This window comes from Gottfriedia luciferensis, assembly GCF_002156865.1.
GTDB classification, from domain to species: Bacteria; Bacillota; Bacilli; order Bacillales; family Bacillaceae_G; genus Gottfriedia; species Gottfriedia luciferensis.
Genome location: NZ_NCTA01000042.1, coordinates 1 through 21,420, shown reverse-complemented (window position 1 = coordinate 21,420; position 21,420 = coordinate 1). Strand labels below are relative to the sequence as shown.

At 32.6% G+C, this 21,420-nt stretch carries 18 protein-coding genes; 14 read left to right on the top strand and 4 right to left on the bottom strand.

Annotated features, from left to right (window positions below; translation table 11 throughout):
* Nucleotides 1-168: 168 nt before the first annotated feature.
* The 8 genes from ilvA to B7R67_RS18685 all read left to right on the top strand — a co-directional run bounded on the left by ilvA (nt 169) and on the right by B7R67_RS18685 (nt 10,257).
* On the top strand, nt 169-1,428 hold the full coding sequence (gene ilvA, locus B7R67_RS18720; RefSeq protein WP_088072512.1) for a threonine ammonia-lyase IlvA: 1,260 nt from the start codon (nt 169-171) through the stop codon (nt 1,426-1,428).
* A 380-nt stretch (nt 1,429-1,808) separates the two neighbouring features.
* On the top strand, nt 1,809-2,072 hold the full coding sequence (locus tag B7R67_RS18715) for an ArsR/SmtB family transcription factor (protein WP_088072527.1): 264 nt from the start codon (nt 1,809-1,811) through the stop codon (nt 2,070-2,072).
* A gap of 81 nt (nt 2,073-2,153) precedes the next feature.
* The gene (locus B7R67_RS18710; protein ID WP_088072511.1) at nt 2,154-3,251 is read left to right on the top strand and encodes an alkene reductase; all 1,098 of its coding nucleotides are present in this window, start codon (nt 2,154-2,156) and stop codon (nt 3,249-3,251) included.
* A gap of 108 nt (nt 3,252-3,359) precedes the next feature.
* Nucleotides 3,360-4,550, top strand: a complete 1,191-nt coding sequence (locus B7R67_RS18705; protein WP_088072510.1) for an MFS transporter — start codon at nt 3,360-3,362, stop codon at nt 4,548-4,550.
* Nucleotides 4,551-5,321: 771 nt separating this feature from the next.
* Nucleotides 5,322-6,515 (top strand): glycine C-acetyltransferase, encoded by a 1,194-nt coding sequence (locus B7R67_RS18700; RefSeq protein ID WP_088072509.1) that lies wholly within the window; start codon nt 5,322-5,324, stop codon nt 6,513-6,515.
* Between the two features lie 51 nt (nt 6,516-6,566).
* Nucleotides 6,567-7,529: an L-threonine 3-dehydrogenase gene (locus B7R67_RS18695; protein ID WP_088072508.1), complete on the top strand. Its 963-nt coding sequence runs from the start codon at nt 6,567-6,569 to the stop codon at nt 7,527-7,529.
* A 331-nt stretch (nt 7,530-7,860) separates the two neighbouring features.
* On the top strand, nt 7,861-8,865 hold the full coding sequence (gene tdcB / locus B7R67_RS18690; RefSeq protein ID WP_088072507.1) for a bifunctional threonine ammonia-lyase/L-serine ammonia-lyase TdcB: 1,005 nt from the start codon (nt 7,861-7,863) through the stop codon (nt 8,863-8,865).
* 75 nt (nt 8,866-8,940) lie between these two features.
* Nucleotides 8,941-10,257: an APC family permease gene (locus tag B7R67_RS18685; protein WP_407920411.1), complete on the top strand. Its 1,317-nt coding sequence runs from the start codon at nt 8,941-8,943 to the stop codon at nt 10,255-10,257.
* Nucleotides 10,258-10,300: 43 nt separating this feature from the next.
* Here the strand turns inward: B7R67_RS18685 and B7R67_RS18680 are convergent, their stop codons facing one another.
* Nucleotides 10,301-12,103, bottom strand: coding sequence for a dihydroorotate dehydrogenase (locus B7R67_RS18680; RefSeq protein ID WP_088072505.1), 1,803 nt, complete (start codon nt 12,101-12,103; stop codon nt 10,301-10,303).
* Nucleotides 12,104-12,302: 199 nt separating this feature from the next.
* Between B7R67_RS18680 and miaA the strand changes: the two genes are divergently transcribed.
* Together miaA and hfq are read left to right on the top strand one after the other, a co-directional pair.
* Nucleotides 12,303-13,265: a tRNA (adenosine(37)-N6)-dimethylallyltransferase MiaA gene (miaA, locus tag B7R67_RS18675; RefSeq protein ID WP_407920410.1), complete on the top strand. Its 963-nt coding sequence runs from the start codon at nt 12,303-12,305 to the stop codon at nt 13,263-13,265.
* 23 nt (nt 13,266-13,288) lie between these two features.
* The gene (gene hfq, locus B7R67_RS18670; RefSeq protein ID WP_056470298.1) at nt 13,289-13,510 is read left to right on the top strand and encodes an RNA chaperone Hfq; all 222 of its coding nucleotides are present in this window, start codon (nt 13,289-13,291) and stop codon (nt 13,508-13,510) included.
* A gap of 269 nt (nt 13,511-13,779) precedes the next feature.
* Here hfq and B7R67_RS18665 read toward each other — a convergent pair whose 3' ends face one another.
* A complete protein-coding gene (locus tag B7R67_RS18665) occupies nt 13,780-14,760 on the bottom strand; it encodes a tyrosine-type recombinase/integrase (RefSeq protein WP_235822211.1) in 981 nt (326 codons plus the stop codon).
* Nucleotides 14,761-15,015: 255 nt separating this feature from the next.
* On the opposite strand from B7R67_RS18665, the gene spoVK reads away from it, so the two are divergent.
* The gene (gene spoVK, locus B7R67_RS18660) at nt 15,016-15,966 is read left to right on the top strand and encodes a stage V sporulation protein K (protein ID WP_088072503.1); all 951 of its coding nucleotides are present in this window, start codon (nt 15,016-15,018) and stop codon (nt 15,964-15,966) included.
* A 6-nt stretch (nt 15,967-15,972) separates the two neighbouring features.
* Here the strand turns inward: spoVK and B7R67_RS18655 are convergent, their stop codons facing one another.
* Both B7R67_RS18655 and B7R67_RS18650 read right to left on the bottom strand, forming a co-directional pair.
* Nucleotides 15,973-16,929, bottom strand: coding sequence for a magnesium transporter CorA family protein (locus tag B7R67_RS18655; protein WP_088072502.1), 957 nt, complete (start codon nt 16,927-16,929; stop codon nt 15,973-15,975).
* Nucleotides 16,930-17,057: 128 nt separating this feature from the next.
* Nucleotides 17,058-17,705 carry a trimeric intracellular cation channel family protein gene (locus tag B7R67_RS18650; RefSeq protein ID WP_235822210.1) on the bottom strand — a complete coding sequence of 216 codons (648 nt, stop codon included), beginning with the start codon at nt 17,703-17,705 and terminating at the stop codon, nt 17,058-17,060.
* 123 nt (nt 17,706-17,828) lie between these two features.
* On the opposite strand from B7R67_RS18650, the gene hflX reads away from it, so the two are divergent.
* The 3 genes from hflX (at nt 17,829) to B7R67_RS18635 (ending at nt 21,159) form a co-directional block, all read left to right on the top strand.
* On the top strand, nt 17,829-19,097 hold the full coding sequence (hflX, locus tag B7R67_RS18645) for a GTPase HflX (protein WP_088072501.1): 1,269 nt from the start codon (nt 17,829-17,831) through the stop codon (nt 19,095-19,097).
* 3 nt (nt 19,098-19,100) lie between these two features.
* Nucleotides 19,101-20,372: a methionine gamma-lyase family protein gene (locus tag B7R67_RS18640; RefSeq protein ID WP_088072500.1), complete on the top strand. Its 1,272-nt coding sequence runs from the start codon at nt 19,101-19,103 to the stop codon at nt 20,370-20,372.
* A 445-nt stretch (nt 20,373-20,817) separates the two neighbouring features.
* Nucleotides 20,818-21,159 carry a zinc ribbon domain-containing protein YjdM gene (locus B7R67_RS18635; RefSeq protein ID WP_088072499.1) on the top strand — a complete coding sequence of 114 codons (342 nt, stop codon included), beginning with the start codon at nt 20,818-20,820 and terminating at the stop codon, nt 21,157-21,159.
* The last annotated feature ends 261 nt before the right edge of the window (nt 21,160-21,420 follow it).

The following is a 21,420-nucleotide window of genomic DNA, read 5'->3' as shown; positions in this document are numbered from 1 at the left end:
TTATATGTATTTTTTAAATCCAAATCAAATGTTTTTTTTTATTGTGTTTAAATTTAACAAATATTTCACAAAAATAATGAATTTTCTGTTTATTTATTGATTAACTTTTACTATAATGAAACGTATACAAAAATTTGATATTAAAAATTGCAAAGGGTAGGTAGTAATATGGAAAAAGTAAAAAGTACCGTAAAAATTGAAGATATTTTAGTTGCCTATAATACTTTAAAAGAAGTAACAAACAAAACTCCTTTGCAGATTAGTACAATGCTTAGTGAAAAATATGAATGTAATGTATTTTTAAAACGAGAGGACTTACAAATTATTCGATCGTTTAAACTAAGAGGAGCATATTACAAAATTAGCAATTTGTCTTTTGAAGAAAGACAAAAAGGTGTAGTTTGTGCTAGTGCTGGTAATCATGCACAAGGAGTAGCTTATACATGTAATCAATTGCAAGTGTATGCGAAAATTTTTATGCCATCTACTACACCTAATCAAAAAGTATCACAAGTGAAATTTTTCGGTGGCCAATTTGTTGAAGTCGTATTAGTAGGTGATACATTTGACATTGCAAATCAAAATGCCCAAAAATATTGTGATGAGAATGAAATGTCTTTCATTCATCCATTTGATGATTCGGATGTGATTGCTGGACAAGGCACTGTTGCTGTTGAAATTTTAAATGAAATTGACAGACCAGTAGATTATCTATTTGTGGCGATAGGTGGAGGAGGACTGAGCTCCGGTGTCGGTACATACATAAAGGGAATTAGTCCACAAACTAAGGTTATAGGTGTAGAACCTTTAGGAGCGGCTTCGATGGCAGAATCGTTTGCGAGCGGTCGTGTAGTTTCATTACCAACTATCGAAAAATTCGTTGATGGAGCTGCAGTTGGGCAAGTCGGCTATTTAACATATGAAATCTGTAGAGAAGTACTTGACCAAATTGTTGCAATCCCTGAGGGTGAGATTTGTACAACAATCTTGGAACTATATAATAAAAATGCTATAATCGCTGAACCAGCTGGTGCAATGTCTGTTGCAGCATTAGAGTTACTGAAAGAAGAAATAAAAGGAAAAAATGTCGTTTGTATCATATCAGGAGGAAATAATGATATCGACCGACTACAAGAAATAAAAGAAAGATCATTAATACATGAAGGGCTAAAGCATTATTTTATTATTAATTTCCCACAACGTTCAGGAGCATTGCGAGAATTTCTTGATAAAGTTTTAGGTCCAAATGATGATATCACTAGGTTTGAATATACTAAGAAAAATAATAAAGATAATGGTCCAGCTTTAGTAGGAATTGAATTAGCAAATAAATCAGACTACGAAGCATTGATCAATCGTATGAATTGTCACGGAATTCATTTCATGGAAATAAATAATAACCCAACATTGTTTAATTTACTTATCTAATTTCAGACTGATGACAAACGCTCGCTTTCTTCGTTGCTTCGCCTGACTGTGGTGCTCATTACCGTCTAAGGGTAACTCCGCTCCTCGCCAGACTTCGCGCCTCGAAAGACAAGCGTTTTCAATCAGTCTGATAATCAGATAGATAGGACTTTGTCTACAAACTGAAATCCCCTATTAAGTTAGGGGATTTTTTATTTATTTCAGTTTCATAGTGCTTTTTTAAAATCATTTGTTGATACATCTCAGATTGAATAATGGTAAAAAAAATAAGCAAAATTTATAATGACAAGTTTAAATATCTTGACACTGATTAGTTGATTAAATACAATATTTCTAGAAATACTGAAATAAGCATTGGACTTGAAAGGAGGTTTATAGTGGTGAACGATGATATTACAGTAAAGGTTTATAAAGCATTAGGAGAATCTACTCGATTGCAGATCGTTAAAGTACTTGCTAAACAATCGGAATTAGCTTGTCTTGAAATGAAAAATCAAATAAAAGTATCGGCTAATTCTACATTGACTCATCATTTAAAACCATTACTTGATTGCGGTTTATTAACCGTCCGCAAAGAGGGAACCTTCAGATACTATAGTTTACAACGAGAGGTTTTAGAAAAATATGCTCCCGCTTTACTTTGAAAATAAAGCGGAATATTTTTATTAATTATTTCAGTATTTATAGAAATACCGAATAATAAAAATAAGTAGGGGGATCTAATTATGAGTTTAGTAAATAACGAACAAAATTGGGGGAAATTAAAAAACGGTTCTGAAAGTAAGCTTTTTGAACCTGTAAAGATTGGCGCATGGAATCTTCGTAGTCGTACAGCCATGGCTCCATTAACGAGATGTTTTGCTGATGACCAAACAGGTGTAGTTGGCGATGATGTAGTTGAATATTACCGAAAACGTGCTGCGGATGGAGTAGGGTTAATTATTTCTGAAGGAACGATCATTAGTCCTCGTGGGAAAGGTTATCCAGGAACGCCAGGAATCTATTCTGAAGAACAAATTAAAGCTTGGAAAAAAGTAACTGATGCTGTTCATAAAGAAGGAGGAACAATGATTTCTCAGATCTGGCATGTCGGACGTTTGTCTCATCATGAGATAACTGGAAATTTCCTACCTCAAGCACCTTCAGCAATAAGAGCAGAAGGATTAGTTTCACGTTTCCGTAAACCATACGATATTCCAGAAGAAATGACAGTCGAAGAAATTCAGGAAGTAATTTCTCAATATGCTCAAGCTGCAAGAAATGCAATTGAAGCAGGTTTTGATGGCGTTGAAATTCATGCAGCACATGGATATTTAATTGATCAATTTAATTCAGATATCACAAACCACCGTACTGATCAATATGGAGGGGATCTTCCTCAAAGACTTACTTTGATGAAAGAAGTTATTAAAGCAGTTATTGATGCAATCGGTACAGAAAGAACGATGATCCGTTTTTCTGCTCATAAGGCAGATGTTCCAAACTATATGTGGGAAGATCCTGATTATGCAATTCGTACATTTATTGATGCATTTAAAGAAGTTGGTGCAACATTATTACATCCTTCAATTATGCAATTTGAACGTATACTTGCAGATGGAAAAACAATGCATCAATTAGTCCGTAAATATTGGGATGGAGCTATTGTTGGTGTAGGTACATTGGATCCAGAAATGGCAAATAAAGCATTAGAAGAAGGAACAATTGATGTTGCAGCTTTTGGTCGTCCTTTAATCTCAAATCCAGACCTATTAAATCGATTAAAAAATGGTAAAGAAATTGAAGAATATGATGCTAAAAAGCATTTAGGTGTATTAATTTAATAATGATCGCAAAAGGAAGCTGGAATTAGCTTCCTTTTTTAAAAAAAGTCTATTTCGGTATTTATAGAAATATATAAATTACTATATTATGTTGAGAGGAATATAAATATGTCAAATAAAGGGAAAATCTATATTTTAGCAATGATAAGCTTTTTAGTAGGAACAGCTCAATATGTTATATCTGGTATCCTAGATAAAATGGCTGAGGTACTTGGTATTTCAATTGAAGCAGCAGGTCAATTAATTACGGTTTATTCACTTACTTATGCAATCGGTACACCAATCTTAATGGCAATGTTTGCTAAAATTGAGCGACGAAAATTACTTTTAATTTCTCTAAGTGTATTTATTATAGGTAATTTATTGGCAGTGATTGCCCCAGGGTATGGAGTATTTATGATTGCACGAATTATTATGGCTCTAAGTGCAGGAGTTACAGTAGTAACTGTACTAAGTTTGGCTGCAAAAATTGCACCTGCAGATAAAAAGGCAAGCTCAATTGCAACTGTTGTAATGGGATTTACGGCTTCATTAATTATAGGTGTACCGATTGGCAGATTTATAACAGCTGCTTATGATTGGAAATTTGTCTTTCTTGGGGTTGCAATACTAGTATTAATTTCATTAGCAATTATCATAAAAACAATCCCACAATCTCATGGTAACTTACCAATACCGTTAGTAAAACAAGTTGCAATGATTAAACAACCAAAGATCGCTCTTGCTTTATCAATTACATTTTTCTTAATGAGTGGCTACGGAATCATCTTTACTTATTTATCTCCATATCTAATAAAAACAACTGGAATAAGTGATCAAGTCTTAAGTTTTGCTTTACTGATTCTTGGTATAGCAAGTTTATTTGGATCAAAGTTTGGAGGATTTAGTGCAGACAAGTGGGGGATTACAATTACTTTAAAACGAGGACTAGTCCTTAATATTTTATCGTCAATCTTACTAGCATTCATTTCAAGTCCCATTAATATTGTCATGATTATCCTAGCAATTTGGTCATTTTCTGGTTGGTCATCTGGAGCAACTCAACAATTTAATTTGGCCACAATCTCACCTAAATCCTCTGATGTCCTATTAGGACTTAATCAATCAATGATGCAACTAGGTTTTGCATTTGGAGCAGCAATCGGTGGACTTGTCGTTAGTCAATGGTCAATTAGCTCGATAACATGGATTGGCTCAATTCCTGTACTGATTGCTTTAATGATTACATTTGGTTTATCAAGATATTTATCAAATGAAAAGAAAGCAGGACAAAATCTTGTAACACAAATTAGAGCCTAATCTCGTGATTGTATAAAATAATATTAAAGATTTTAAAAAAATGAATAATAAGTAAACTTGTAATTAAATGTTTTATTAGGAAAACACTTTTTATAAGGAAGGTTGATTGTAAATATCATTTTAGACAACTTCCATAAGAATATATTACAAAATCTATTATTTTACAGGTAAATTGATCAATACAGAGAATTCTAAAGTTGTTGGTTCTAGAAAACACTTTTATTTTCCAAGCAGATTGGAACGAAAGGGCGCTCGACTCCTGTTGGAAATGCAGGAAGGCTGAGACCCCGCGGGCATGCCGAGGAGGCTCAGCTCACGTCCCACGGAAAGCGAGCCCCCTGTAGTGGAAATCAACAGGCTCCATATTTAAAAGACATACAACAAAGTGAAATTAAAGAAAGCAATCTTATATATACCAATTAAAAGCATAATTTAAGAATTATGCTTTTTTTATTTAAATAGATGTTTTACCAAAAAAACAATCTGAATAATATTTGAATTACATGAATTTTTATAATAATTTAAATTCAACCTTTTTCAAATAAATTTTAAATAAAAGTATTCCTTATGCAATGTAACCGATTTATAATTGTATTCGGAAAGCCTCAATTTACTACATTGTGAACATTACATAAATAGTTTTATCTCACAAAAATGGAAAATAATTAAACGATAATTTTTTATATTTATTTAATAATAAGTAATGAATATAAAAGTTAGGGGCTTACTCCTTTAAACTAATAAAAGAATACGATTAAGGAGCTGATATTTATGTCAAGTAAGGCATTAGAAGCATTTTTAACTCCACAGTTAAATGAGTTAAAAGAGAAAGGGCTCTATAATGAGATTAACTCTTTAGAAGGATCCAATGAAGCGATTATTCAAATTGGTGGCAAAAAATTTATAAATTTATCTTCAAATAATTATCTAGGTTTTGCAACTGACTCACGTTTAAAAAATGTAGCGATTGAAGCAACTGAGAAATACGGAGTGGGTGCAGGAGCGGTACGTACAATTAATGGTACGATGGATATTCACGACCAACTTGAAAAAGCGATTGCAGAATTTAAACATACTGAAGCTGCTATTGCATTCCAGTCTGGTTTTAATTGTAATATGGGTGCGATTTCTGCTGTAATGACGAAAAAAGATGCGATTTTATCTGATGAATTAAACCATGCATCAATTATTGACGGCTGCAGACTTTCTGGAGCGAAAATTATTCGTGTAAAACACCAAGATATGGATGATTTACGTGAAAAAGCAAAAGAAGCAACGACATGTGGATTATATGAAAAAGTTATGTACATTGCAGACGGTGTTTTCTCTATGGATGGAGACGTAGCAAATATTCCTGATATCGTAAAAATTGCTGAAGAATTTGGCTTAATTACATATATCGATGATGCTCATGGCTCTGGTGTTATGGGTAAAGGTGCCGGTACAGTTAAGCATTTCGGACTATCAGATAAGATCGATTTCCAAATTGGAACACTTTCGAAAGCTGTTGGAGTTGTAGGTGGTTACGTAGCAGGTTCACAACAATTAATCGATTGGTTAAAAGTTCGTGCACGTCCTTTCCTATTCTCTACTTCATTAACACCAGCAAACGCTGCAGCATGTATTGAAGCAATTCGTATTATGTCTGAAGAGCCAGAAAGAATTGAAAAACTTTGGGAAAATGGAGACTACTTAAAAGAAGGCTTATCAAAACTTGGTTTTAATATTGGTGAGTCAGAAACTCCGATTACACCATGTATTATTGGTGACGAAAATCTTACACAACAATTCTCTAAGCGATTATACGAAGAGGGAGTATATGCAAAATCAATCGTATTCCCAACTGTACCACTAGGAACAGGTCGTATCCGTAATATGCCAACTGCTGCACATACAAAAGAAATGCTAGATCAGACTTTAGCGATTTATGAAAAAGTTGGCCGTGAATTAAACGTAATTAAATAATTTAGATAAAAACATACATTGATTTATAAATACTATAAGGTGGATTTAGGGATGAAGAAAATATTAATCACAGGTTGTTTTGGACAAATCGGTTCGGAATTAACCATGCGTCTTAGAAAAGATTATGGCACTGAAAATGTAGTTGCAACAGATATCCGTCGTCTTGAAGGAAGCCCGATTTTAGAGTCTGGACATTTTGAAATTTTAGATGTTATGGATAAAGAAAAAATGTTGGAAATAGCTAAAAAGTATGAAGTTGATACTTTCATTCACTTAGCAGCTCTTTTATCAGCTGTTGCTGAAGCAAAACCAACATTAGCATGGGACTTAAACATGGGTGGTTTAGTAAACGCACTTGAAGTTGCTAGAGAATTAGGACTAAAATTCTTTACGCCAAGTTCAATCGGTGCATTCGGACCGGATACGCCTAAAGACAATACACCGCAAGATACAATCCAACGTCCAACAACTATGTATGGTGTAACAAAAGTTGCTGGAGAATTATTATGTGACTACTACTTTGAAAAATTTGGAGTAGATACACGTGGCGTACGTTTCCCAGGATTAATCTCTTACGATACTGTTCCTGGTGGCGGAACAACTGACTATGCTGTTGATATTTATTATGAAGCATTAAAGAACAAGAAATATACATCATTTATTGGCGAAGGAACATACATGGATATGATGTATATGCCTGATGCTATTGATGCAATTATTAAATTAATGGAAGCAGATCCATCAAAACTAAAACACCGTAATGCGTTTAATATTACTGCAATGTCATTTGAACCAACTCAAATTGCGGCATCTATTCGTAAATTTATTCCAGAATTTACATTAGATTTTGATATCGATCCAATTCGTCAAGGGATTGCAAACTCTTGGCCAAATTCAATTGATTGCTCAGCAGCAAAACAAGAATGGAACTTTGATCCAAAGTATGATCTAGATCGTATGACTGAAGACATGCTTAATAAATTAGCTGCAAAATTAAACGTAACGCAAGCTTAATTAATGGGAAGGAGACAATTTGTCTCCTTCTTTTTTTATTTTAAGCCCTGTTAATAAAAAGCAGGAAGAGCAGGTAAGGCAGGGAAAGAATAGGAAAACATATTTGGAAATAAATAAAATTTTTTTTAATCTCTTTTCCTTTCTCTTTGATCCTGCCTTTCCTTGTTCCTGCTCATAACAAACTGTTCTTAGTATTTTGTTTTAGAATATGACACAAACTGACTTTATCAAGTATATATCGTTTTACAACTTATCAGGACAATTTTAGAAAATGCCAAAATATATGTGAATCGTTGTTAGTGATACAAATACAGATAAAGGATGTTTGAAAATGAATTTAAACAATAAATCATTACCATTAACGATTAAAGATATTAAAAAAGCTTATGAACTACTAGAAGGAAAAGTAAGAAAAACTCCTTTAGTAAAATCATTTTATTTAACATCAAAAACAGATGGTGAAATTTATTTGAAGCTTGAAAATATGCAATTAACAGGTTCGTTTAAGTTTCGTGGAGCATTTAATAAAATTTCTCATTTAACAGAAGAGGAGAGAAATAAAGGAATTATTGCCTGTTCGGCCGGTAACCATGCACAAGGAGTTGCACTTTCTGCTAGACTATTACGCATTAAAAGTAAAATTATTATGCCTTCATCTGCTCCAAAGGCAAAGGTTGAAGCAACGCAAGGTTATGGTTCAGAAATTATTTTATATGGCGATACGTTTGATGATGCAAAAGATTATTGTGCAAAGGTAAGAGATGAAACAGGTGAAACATTCATCCATCCATATGACGACGTATATATAATGGCTGGTCAAGGAACGATTGGGATTGAAATTTTAGATGATTTGTGGGATGTAGAAACGGTTATTGTTCCGATTGGAGGTGGAGGAATAATTTCTGGAATTGCAGTTGCTTTAAAATCGTTTAATCCATCAATTAACATTATTGGAGTACAAGCAGAGAATGTTCATGGTATGAAGGCTTCAATTGATGCGGGTGAGATTGTGAGCAATTATACTGCACCAACAATCGCTGATGGTTGTTCAGTAAAAGTTCCTGGAAAACTAACATATGAAATTGTGAAGGAGTTAGTTAATGAGATTGTGACTGTTACTGAAGAGGAAATTGAAGTTTCTATGAAAGACTTACTCCAACGCGGAAAAGCTGTTGTAGAAGGAGCAGGTGCGTTAGCAACAGCAGCAATCTTATCAGGTAAAGTTGCAAAATATGTAAAAGATAAAAAAGTGGTAGCCATTATTTCTGGAGGAAATGTTGATTTAGAACGAATATCAAGTGTTTGTGAGCACTTCTTTGGAAATGAAGTTAAGTGACAAAGTAACTAAATTCTTTGCTAAACGAAGAAAGAATGGGTGGTCTGATTGACTGAAAATAAACTAAGAAGAGAAATGGGGTTTATAGCAGCTTTAACAACAGTAATTGGAACTGTAATTGGTGGTGGAGTTTTCTTTAAAGCTACTGCAGTTTATGGAGCTACTGGAACTGCTAGCCTAGGTCTATTAGCTTGGGTTATAGGTGGAGTAATTACGATTTGTGCTGGATTAACTGGAGCTGAGTTAGCTGCTGCAATTCCTAAAACAGGCGGAATGATTGCATATTTAAAACATACATACGGAGATATGGCCGCTTATCTATTAGGATGGGCACAAACAATTATCTATTTTCCAGCAAATATAGCAGCTCTTTCAATTATCTTTGGAACACAAGCAGTTTCAATTTTTAGTGTGAATGCAAATGAACGTATATCTACTGTGACATTTATAGCCGTGGTTACAGCCATCTTTATTACTTTCATGAATTTCTTAGGAGCAAAAACTGCTGGAAGCATTCAAATTTTATTTACATTTTGTAAACTGGTTCCATTAGCTATTTTAATTATTTTTGGAATTGCACATGAAGGGCATGTAACTTTTCAATTATTTCCGATTAATGCAGGAGCAGATCGGACTTTCTTCTCTTCATTAGGTTCCGCGTTACTTGCAACAATGTTTGCTTATGATGGTTGGATACTTGTAGGAAACATAGCGGGGGAAATGAAAAATCCAAAAAATGATCTTCCAAAGGCGATTGTTTTTGGAATTGCTGCCGTTATGGTAGTGTATTTATTAATTAATCTATCTTTTCTATTCGTATTAACCGCTAGTCAACTAGCAGCTACTACTACACCTTCTACTGAAGTTTCAAAAATATTATTCGGAGATATCGGTGGGAAAATTGTTTCAATTGGAATTTTAATATCTGTCTTTGGAACGATAAATGGCTATACAATGACAGGAATGCGAGTACCATATGTAATGGCAAGAGAGAACAAGTTACCATTTAGTTCATGGTTTGGGAAATTATCTAAAACTGGCATTCCTTATAATGCGGGACTGTTTATCCTTGTAGTTGCAATCATTATGATGTTTATTGGCGGATTTGATTTGTTAACAGATATGTTGGTATTCGTTATCTGGATATTTTACACGCTAACTTTTATTGCAGTTTACATATTGCGAAAAAGGGAACCAGATTTACACCGACCATATAAAGTACCATTCTTACCAATTGTTCTATCAGTTGCAATTATTGGTGGAGTTTTTATTGTAGTGAATACACTAATTACCCAAACAATATTAGCCTTTTGGGGAATTGGATTAACACTAATCGGTCTACCAGTTTACTTTATTATAAGAAAGAATGATTCAGTTGAAGAAAATAAATAAAAAGTTCTGATTTAAGAGAAGTTACGAAAAGGTAGGAATGATCCTACCTTTTTTGATCTATATTCAAAAATTGATACGACTTTACTAAGCCAATTAATAAAAAAGTCATTGCAATGATTGGTGGTAAAAGATGAAAAAAATTAGTGTAACCGATCATAAAGTGAACTCCAAATGCAGTTATAAATGCTGGCATACCACTTAAAAATAATGTCCACCATATCCATTTATGATGCTGCCTAAATCCCCATAAAGAGATCATAAGTATTAATAAACCAACACTAATTAAACCTCCACCAAATCCAGCTCGATCATGTGAAATCACAGGAATTAAATTTTGATTAAAGGCATTCATTTGGGAAGGTGATATGCATAAATAATTTAAATCTGTTTGAACGAATGTAGTCGTGATTCCGACATAGGATATTATGCAACCTCCTAAAATGATAGAGAATCCTAACATAATACAAAATAGTTGCCCAATTAAGCTAGACTTCCAATCTGTATGATTTGTTAAATTTTGAGATTCAGGGCTTCTATTTATTTGTTTTGTTTTAAAAAATCCGATTAAAAAAGGAGGTATTAATACAAGCCAAAATAAAGCGTGTAACCAATCAAAATAGCCAAAACCGATAAATAAAAAAATTGCTAAAAACCCAACAATTCCACTGACATCTGTAGCTTTTTTAGCCCAATGATAGTTATGTTTAATACCGTTATAAGCTAATGACATGAATAGTATTCCACCAGACATGATTGTACCTGCTAGCGTCATCCGGTCATGTGACATAAACGGGAGGATTTTACTATTAAACTGTAAAATAACATAACTAGTCGTTTTTAAAAAATGTTCATCATAAGGCAAAATAATTGTTGTCAAGCTGATCAATAACGCAAGTACCCCACCGACAAACATAAGAAGTCCAAAAAGAAAATACCATAGCCAGCCATTTGAACTTGGTACGGATTTATTTCTATTAAACAATAAAACTTCATTAATTCTTTTTGGTAGGCCAGGACCACTTATGATATATCCATGGGTTAAAAAAACTAATTTTGCCCCTTCATTGAGTATATCAATTGCGTCAATTGGCTGTATTACACCACCTTTTGTAAAAATAGGTTTATCTACACCTTGTGTTTTAAATCGATTCATTGCACTGATTAAATATTCCTTTTGTTCCATATCAGTTAAAGATGGATTTTCTTCGATTAAGATTGAATCATACGTACAATTGACTTTAAAATCACAAAGTTCGTGTGGTTGAACTGAAAGACAAATCGGCAGAGAAGAATCCCACTTATTTATAAATAAATCTGATGTTAATTCTTTGTTCATAACAAAGTAATCAACTAAATGTGAAATTTTCGATTCAATGATTTTAAAATCTTCAAAGCTCCCTAGAATTCTAGCAAAGATAGGGGTTTTCTTATTTAATTTTGAAAGTTTATCAATTGCCTCATCCAACTGTAGAGCAGTATTTTCTTCATAGCCGATTACTTGATCTTTTTTCAAATTAATGAGCGGGCTTTTACTTGTAAAGGAGTTATCTAAAGTAATTGGACCAATTTCAATTAATCCAAATCCTAAATTCATAAAGGCATTTGTACCTGATAAATTAGGATCAATTATAGAAGAAAGAGCAATTTGATTTTGAAAGTTTAATTGGTGAATTTTGTGTTCAAGGGAATGATCTGTTTTTAAATGACCAAGAAATTCAATCATATTTGGTCCAAACGGGACTTTCGAGAGAGAGTTCATGCTTTTATGAATTATTTCTCTTGAGATTGCAGAAGGAAGTAAAGAAAGTACCGGTTTAAATATCGTATGATAAGACCAATCGGGCATATAATAACCTCATTTTTTTTAAGTTACTAATAGTTTACTTTGCCTCGTTTAAAATGAAAACCCTTTCTTTTTAAAATTTGTGAATTGGTTCACATGAATTGGTTTTTTTGTATAAATATGGTATAAATAAATTGAGCTATCTACTTTCAAAATTAAGTTAGACTAGTAAGAAAAGGTTGTATAGAAAGGCGTATATGTGATTACAATGGTAAATATGCAAAAAGTAATTGTCATCGTAGGACCTACAGCTGTAGGTAAAACAAAACTAAGTATTGAACTTGCAAAAGCTGTTGATGGTGAAATTATTAATGGTGACGCAACGCAAGTATATAAAGAGTTAAATATTGGCGCAGCTAAGGTAACGGAAGAAGAAAAAGAAGGAATTCCTCATCATTTAATCGATTTCTTAGATCCAAAAGCTTCATTTACTGTTGCTGATTTTCAATCATTAGCTCGAGAAAAAATGAAAGAAATTGCAGATCGAGGTAAAATACCAATTATTGTTGGAGGTACAGGATTATATATCCAAAGTGTTCTAACGCAATATGAATTTGCTGAACAAGAAGGTGACGAGCTTTTAAGAAATCAATTAGAAGGCTATGCAATGGCATTTGGAAATAAAGCATTACATGATCAATTAAAAGAAATCGATCCAGAAAGTGCAAAACAAATACATATGAATAATATTAGAAGAGTCATACGTGCAATCGAAGTATACAAACTGACAGGTCAAAAGTTTTCAGACACTGCATTTAATAAAGAGCCTGTCTATTTATATGATGCACAAATAATTGGACTTACGATGGATCGCGAACTTCTATACAATCGAATAAATTTGCGAGTAGATTTAATGTTGAATGAAGGGCTAATGGATGAAGCAAAAGACCTGTATGATAAAGGTATAAAGAACTGTCAGTCAGTTCAAGCAATTGGCTACAAAGAGCTTTACGATTATTTTGATGGAATCTTAACAAAAGAAGAAGCAATCGATTTAATTAAACAAAGTTCTAGGAGATATGCTAAAAGACAAATGACTTGGTTTAGAAATAAAATGAACATTCATTGGTTTGAAATGGATGGACATAATTTCGATATAAAAAAACAGGAAATTTTAGCTCTACTTGAAGGAAAGGGCTATTTCATCTCGAATAAATATATGTAGAGGTAGAAGAGGAGGAAAAAGACATGAAAACATCAATCAACATTCAAGACCAGTTCTTAAACCAATTACGTAAAGATAATCTAGCGGTTACAGTATTTTTACTAAATGGATTTCAAATTAAAGGTAAAGTAAAAAGCTTTGATAACTTTACGGTATTGTTAGATGTTGAAGGAAAACAACAATTAATATATAAACATGCAATTTCAACGTTTGTACCTTCAAAAAATGTACAAATTGAAATGTAAAATAAATTAAAAAAGAGCATTGATCATCAGGTCAATGCTCTTTTTTGTATTAGTAATTTTGGTAATCAATATCTCATTGACGGGATAGATTGACCATAAAATTATTATGTAAACTACAGAGGTGGATTTAAATGTATAATCTATAAAAATTAATAGGAATTGCTGAGCTAATGCAAGCGAAATTTAAATATACTTAAATAAAAAAAGGAGTTAAAAATAGATAAATTCATAACTCCTTATAGGTCCAATAGACAAGCCACTTCTAAACCTCAAATTTTAGGTAGTTCATTTTCCTGCAAAAATTGTTCATATCGTTTTAATGAAACTGGGGTTTTTAATCCTACTAAATTTTGTATTTCTTCCATTAATAATCCATCTTGTATTTTTCTGAGAATAAACGTATTTCTCAAATGTTGAGAGCAAAGTCCTTTTCTTAGACCAGCTCTTTTCACTTCTAATCGGAGCATTTTTTGAAAAGCAATTTCTGTAAGTGCTTTAGGTGAATCTGTATCATATACCCAATGAAACGTCAACCTGTTAAAGTCAAATGCAACAAAAAGTGGGTGAGTAGTATGATAATGGGGCCTTACAGGCTCTGGAATTGTTACAAAATAATTATATAAAAGTATTCGATCTTCTTTTTTTAATATAACAGTACGTTTTGAACCTTCCTTACTATGAACAACAAGTTCGTTTAATGCAAAATTGATATCTCGCATTTGTAAATCAATTAATTCCTTTAAAGTGAGACCATAAAATAACATTAATCGAATCATAATTTCGTTTCGATCCATTAAAAAAGGTCTCGCTTTTAATTGTTTTTCTGATAAATCTGATGTGGATTGAACGATTGATACTAACTTTTTTTCTTCTTCAATTGTTATAAAATCATCAGATGAGAGTGCACGAGAAGGGCCTGCGGCATAATTAGTAAATGGAATGAAATTTTCAATAGATGAATTATTTGATTGTAAAAATTTATAAAATTGATTAAGAACAACAAATATCCGGTGCATTGTTTTTTCGTTATATTGCCGTTCAGATGTTAAATAGTGAAAGTAATCATTAAAATGATGAACTTGTAGTAAATTAAAATTCTCATTGTTTTTTTTGAAATAGCGGAAACAATCTTCTAAATCATAACAGTATCGTTTAATAGTAGATTCTTTTCTTCCTTTACTATTAAGGTGAGAGGCAAATTGCAAGATGACATCGGGTAAAGTAGCAATCGTCAAGTTTGGGAACGTCAAATATATCAACTCTTCTCTTTTTCTATCATTATATCAAATAATTATTAGATTTTAGTAAAATTTAACAATCTTATCCAATTAATCTATATAGTTAATAAATAGAGTTTTGAAACTGATTGTTCGTACATATAATAATAAAAATGTAATTAGGAAATTTCTCGGGAAAGCGCATGAAATGAGCAATAACGAGTTTTTTCGTTAATTTGCGCAATTAAATAAGCAAAAATTGTCGGCAGATAAAGAGAGGTGTCATGTTTGGAGCAACCAATACGTTTGAAAGATAACGGTCAAATAAATGTTGTTCTTAATACAGTAAAAAGAGGTGGAGAGGTTTCTCCAAATTCTACAATTGAAACTGTTCATCAGCCTAAACATGAATTATTAGTTGAAATAGAAGATCAATTGAGACATTTAATTGGAATGGAAGAAATTAAGAAAATGATTCATGAAATTTATGCTTGGATCTTTATTAATAAAAAAAGGGAAGAATTAAACTTAAAAGCTGAAAAACAAGTGTTGCATATGTTGTTTAAAGGGAATCCGGGAACTGGTAAAACGACAGTAGCAAGGGTAATAGGTCAATTGTTTTTAAAAATGGGGGTTTTATCAAAGGGGCATTTAATTGAAGCTGAAAGAGCTGATTTAGTTGGAGAATATATTGGGCATACTGCACAAAAAACTAGAGATTTAGTAAAAAAAGCGAATGGAGGAATTCTTTTTATAGATGAAGCTTATTCGCTTGGCCGAGGTGGCGAAAAAGATTTCGGTAAAGAGGCGATTGATACACTAGTAAAACACATGGAAGATAAACATGGGGATTTTGTATTAATATTAGCAGGCTACTCATCAGAAATGGATTATTTTCTAAGTTTAAATCCTGGATTGAAATCTAGATTTCCTTTTATATTAGAATTTCAGGATTATTCGGTTAAAGAGCTTCTGGATATAGCTAAGAAAATGTTTGTTGATCGAGAATACATTTTGTCACGTGAAGCGGAATACCGATTGAGAGACTACATCCAGAAGGCCAAATTAGAAAATCGAGCGCATTTTAGCAATGGTAGATTTGTCAGAAATATTGTAGAAAAATCAATTCGAACACAAGCAACAAGATTAGTATTAGAAACTGAATTTAATCGAGAATTATTAATGAGAATAGAGGAAAAAGATTTATTTATCTCAGATAAATCTGAAACGATGAACTAAAATATGTTATTTTGCATGATGTTTTTTCCCCCACCAGCCCTTAACTTTAAAGTAGATTGAAATCCAAACTCCAATCATAACATTTAGGACAATACAATATAAATAACCATATTTCCATTTTAATTCCGGCATATTGATAAAATTCATTCCGTAAAAACTTGCTAGAAATGACATTGGTAAAAATATTGCGCTGATCAATGTTAAAGTTTTCATAATATCATTCGTCCTGTCGGATTTAAGGGACATTTGTAAATCAATAATACCTGACATACTCTCCTTAAAATTATCTAGTGCACTAATGATTCGACAGTAATTTTCTTTCAGCTCATTAAAGTAGAAACCAGCATCTTCACTTAAAAATGGAAAATCTGCTTCTACTATTTGTGTAATCACATTAACTTGTGGTTCAACAAGCTGCCGTAGATCCTGAAGTTGAACTTTCCAATTAAATATTTTTTTATCTAAATCTTTTCTGAAAGGATCATTAAATAAATCTCTTTCAATCTCTTCAATTTCATTTGCAAAACGATCCAAAGAGATTAAAAATTTTTCAATAACCTCGTGAAAGATTTGGTATAAAATATGGCCAGTATGATCCAGTTTAATATAATTTTGATTAAATTCCTGGGTTACGTATTGAAATAAGTCAATCTCTTGATCTTCAATAAACGAAATAATTAAATCACTGCAAACAAGGACATTTATTTTAGTAGGTTTAAAAAAATTTGTTAAGGCATACAAGGAAAGCACTGATTCATTTTTAAAGACATTTATTCTGGGTTTTGGATCGCTATGTAATAATTTTATTTTAGCAAGGGGATGAACTTTTATTGTCTCAATAATTGAAGACAATTCATCGTATGTTTCATGATTGAAGTGATACCAAAGAATTTCTCCGTCTGAAGGTAACATAAATTCTTCAATTGTTTCAATGGAATGACTTGTTAAATTATATCGCTTCAAATGAATTCACCTCATAACCATTTTTCTAAACTAGTGTTGGCAAGATGAGGTAAATTATGTAGGATAAAAAACAAACCATTAGAACACAATGTGTCGTAATGATTTGCTATTATTTTGGACTTATAAAATTAATTTAAATTTTGACTGTTTGTTTCAGTTACTTCTACGGTTGAACCTTTAAATGACCTTTTTGGAAGGCTCCAATTATAATGAACCGATAATAATCTTAAAATAACAATAATAATAAATAAAATTAAGAGTTCAAAATTACTGTTTACAAATTTATTACCAATTAAAACACCAACAAGTATAGCCCAAAAAGCATAAACTTCTGAATGTAATACCATTGGTTTTCTTTTTGCTAGTAAGTCTCGAACTATTCCTCCACCAATTCCGGTTAAAACAGAAGCTACGATTACAGCACTAACAGGTAGCTTTAATTCCATTGCGTATTTTGCACCAAGAATTGCAAATGCGGCTAAACCAATTGAATCGAATAATATATCTAATTTCTTAAATGGTTTATTTGATATTTGTGGAAAGAAAAAGATAATCGTCATAGCAACCAATGCGATTGTAAAATTTGTTGTTTGATTCCAAATAAAATTAATTGGATAACCTATTAATAAATTACGTAATGCACCACCGCCAAAAGCTGTTGCAAATCCTAGAATATATACGCCAAATAAATCATAGTCTTCTTCCATTGCTACAACTGCACCACTTAATGCAAAGGAAATAGTCCCAATAATACTAAATAAATCCCATGTTTCCAAGAAGCAATTCCTCCGCCCTTAATAAAAAGATGAAAATTAGTCCAGATATCATTATAATAAAGAGATAGTTAAGAGTAAAGAAGATTTAATCGTTTACAATTGATTAAAGAAAAGAGGAATTTTGTGTCAAATGAATTAAGAGAAAAAGCCATTTTAGTTGGATGTCAGCTTCAAAATGTTGATGATGATCGATTCCATTATTCTATGGAAGAATTAGCATCACTAACTAAGACAGCAAATGGAGAGGTAGTATTAATCACATCTCAAAAAAGAACGAAATATCATTCAGCATTATACATAGGAACAGGTAAAGTGGAAGAGTTAGAAGCGGCGATTGCAGAATTGGAACCTGACGTTGTTATTTTTAATAATGAATTGACTCCTTCACAAATTCGAAATTTATCAGCAAGATTAGAAAAAAGAGTAATTGATCGAACGCAATTAATATTAGATATTTTTGCGCAACGAGCAAAAACAAAAGAAGGTAAATTACAAGTTGAATTAGCTCAATTACAATATTTAATGCCTAGATTAGTTGGTCAAGGAACTGAATTATCAAGACTAGGTGGAGGGATTGGGACAAGAGGTCCTGGTGAAACAAAGTTAGAATCGGATCGTCGTCATATTCGAAAACGTATTGATGATATAAAACTACAGTTAAAAGTAATTGTTGAGCATCGAAAGCGTTATCGTGAACGTCGAAAGAAGAATGAAATGTTTCATATTTCATTAGTTGGTTATACAAATGCAGGAAAATCTACATTATTTAATCGACTAACAAAATCTGATGTATATGAACAAGATTTATTATTTGCTACATTAGATCCAACAACTCGAAAATTTGTATTATCAAATGGGATGACGACTTTATTAACAGATACTGTAGGTTTTATTCAAGACTTACCGACATCACTTATTGCAGCATTCCGGTCTACACTCGAAGAAGCTACAGAAGCAGATTTTATTCTTCATGTGGTAGATGCCTCTCATGAAAACTATAGAAGTCATGAAGTAACAGTATCGAAACTGTTAAATGACCTAGATGTTGAAAATATTCCAATTTTAACTGTCTATAATAAAATTGATCAAGTGCATGAGAATTTTGTACCTTCACCTTCAGAAGGTTTTATTGAAATGAGTGCTTTGAATGAAGCTGATCTATTAAAACTACGTCAGCGAATCGAATTTGACTGCAAGCAGTATATGGAATATTTTGAAGCATTCGTCCCAGCTTATGAGGGGAAAATGATTCATGATATAAAAAAACTAACAATGGTTGAATCAATTCATTTTAATGAAGAAACAGAAATCTATCAGATAACTGGATACGTCTTTAAAGAACATTCAATCTATGACACAGTAAAAAGATATAGAAGAAATAAGGAGCAATAAAAAATGCTAGAACTTTTAACAAACGGGGAAAAAATTGCACCAATAGTAGAAGATATAGAAAATTTAATAGCTGAAAGACAGAAAGAAATCGATGAAGTAATTGAATATAATCAATTTAGAGTATTACAAAGTTTCCGTAAACATAAAGTGAGTGATAGTCACTTTATCCCAACAACAGGATATGGGTATGATGATATCGGAAGAGATACTTTAGAAGAAATATTTGCAGATGTTTTAGGTGGAGAAGCAGGATTAGTTAGACCACAAATTATTTCTGGAACTCATGCAATTTCAACTGCATTATTTGGAGTTTTACGTCCAGGTGATGAATTACTTTATATTACTGGAAAACCATATGACACACTAGAAGAAATTGTTGGGATTCGAGGGGAGAGCGGAAACGGCTCTTTAAAAGATTTTGGAATCGGATATGAATCAATTGAACTAGTGAATGATGAACGAATCAATTATGAAAAAGTTGCAAATCGCATGACTAGTAAGACAAAAGTAATTGGAATCCAACGTTCAAAAGGATATGGTACTCGACCTTCATTTACAATCGAACAGATTAAAGAAATGATTGATTTTGTGAAAGAAATCGATCCTAATGTAATTGTCTTTGTAGATAATTGTTACGGAGAGTTTGTAGAGAAGCAAGAGCCATGTCATGTTGGAGCGGATTTAATGGCAGGATCATTAATCAAAAACCCTGGTGGTGGCCTTGCAAAAACTGGAGGTTATATTGTCGGTCGTAAAGATTTAGTAGAGAAATGTGGTTATCGTTTAACTTCACCCGGAATTGGACGAGAAGCGGGAGCATCACTTTATGCATTACAAGATATGTACCATGGCTTTTTCATGGCGCCACATATTACTGGTCAAGCATTAAAAGGGGCTGTATTTACTGCAGCATTTTTAGAGAAATTGGGGATGAATACAAATCCTTCATGGGATGCAGTAAGAACGGATCTAATTCAGTCTGTTCAATTTGATGATAAGGACAAAATGATTGCATTTTGTCAGGCGATTCAAGCCGCTTCACCAATCAATGCTCACTTTACACCAACAGCAAACTATATGCCAGGGTATGAAGATGATGTAATTATGGCAGCAGGTACGTTTATCCAAGGAGCAAGTATCGAATTAACTGCAGATGGCCCTATTAGAGCACCTTATATTGCGTACGTACAAGGTGGCTTAACATATGCGCATGTAAAAATTGCGATTTGTTCAGCGGTAAACTCTCTAATTGAAAAAAATCTTTTAGAAATATAATTTTTATAAAAAAAGCTCATGCCTCAAGTCATGAGCTTTTAGTTTGTAGATAAAGTCCTATTTATCTGATTTTCAGACTGATTGAAAACGCTTGTCTTTCGAGGCAAGAAGGCCGGCGAGGAGCGGTGTTACCATAGACGGTAATATGAGTACCACAGGCAGGCGAAGTAACGAAGAAAGCGAGCGTTTGGCGGGCAGTCTGAAAGCTCATGCTTCAAGTCATGCGCTTTTTTTTTGAAAATAATTGGGGGCTTATTTTCATAATGAAAAAGATTCTTTCTACAAAAATTATATTACAATCGAAATCTTAAATTTTGCTTAATGAACAAATTAAAATTTTGTAATTTAGATTTTACCTTGAATTTCGTTATTTAGTATGCCAGTATATAAGAGGTTAACAAATGGAACTGAATCCAATTAACAGCAGTAAGTGGAGGAAAATAAGATGGAAAAATTACCAAATTGTCCAAAATGTAATTCAGAATATACATATGAAGATGGGAATCTTTTAGTATGCCCTGAGTGCGGATATGAGTGGACAACTGAATCTGAAAACAATATAGAAGAGTCAGAAAAAGTCGTAAGAGATGCAAATGGAAATGTATTAAGCGATGGAGACTCTGTAACTGTCATTAAAGACTTGAAAGTAAAGGGAACATCACTTGTCGTTAAAATTGGTACAAAAGTGAAAAGTATTCGTCTAGTAGAAGGAGATCACGACATCGACTGTAAAATCGAAGGTTTTGGTGCGATGAAGTTGAAATCAGAATTTGTTAAAAAGGTTTAATTCGATTAAGTGAACGTGTAATTTATTAAAATACATATTTTAAAAGAAATAGCCCACAAAGGAATTTATTTTTTTGTGGGTTATTTTCTTTTTTAGCCTGTTAATGTTAAGTGTTGATATATTAAAAGCATATTTTCGGAAAAGATTTTTAAGAAATTAAATTATAGAATATTTAAAGACATTGATTGGAGTGAAAGGTGCGAGACTCCTATGGGAGTAGCGGGAAGGGTGAGACCCCGCAGGCTTGCCGAGGAGGCTCAG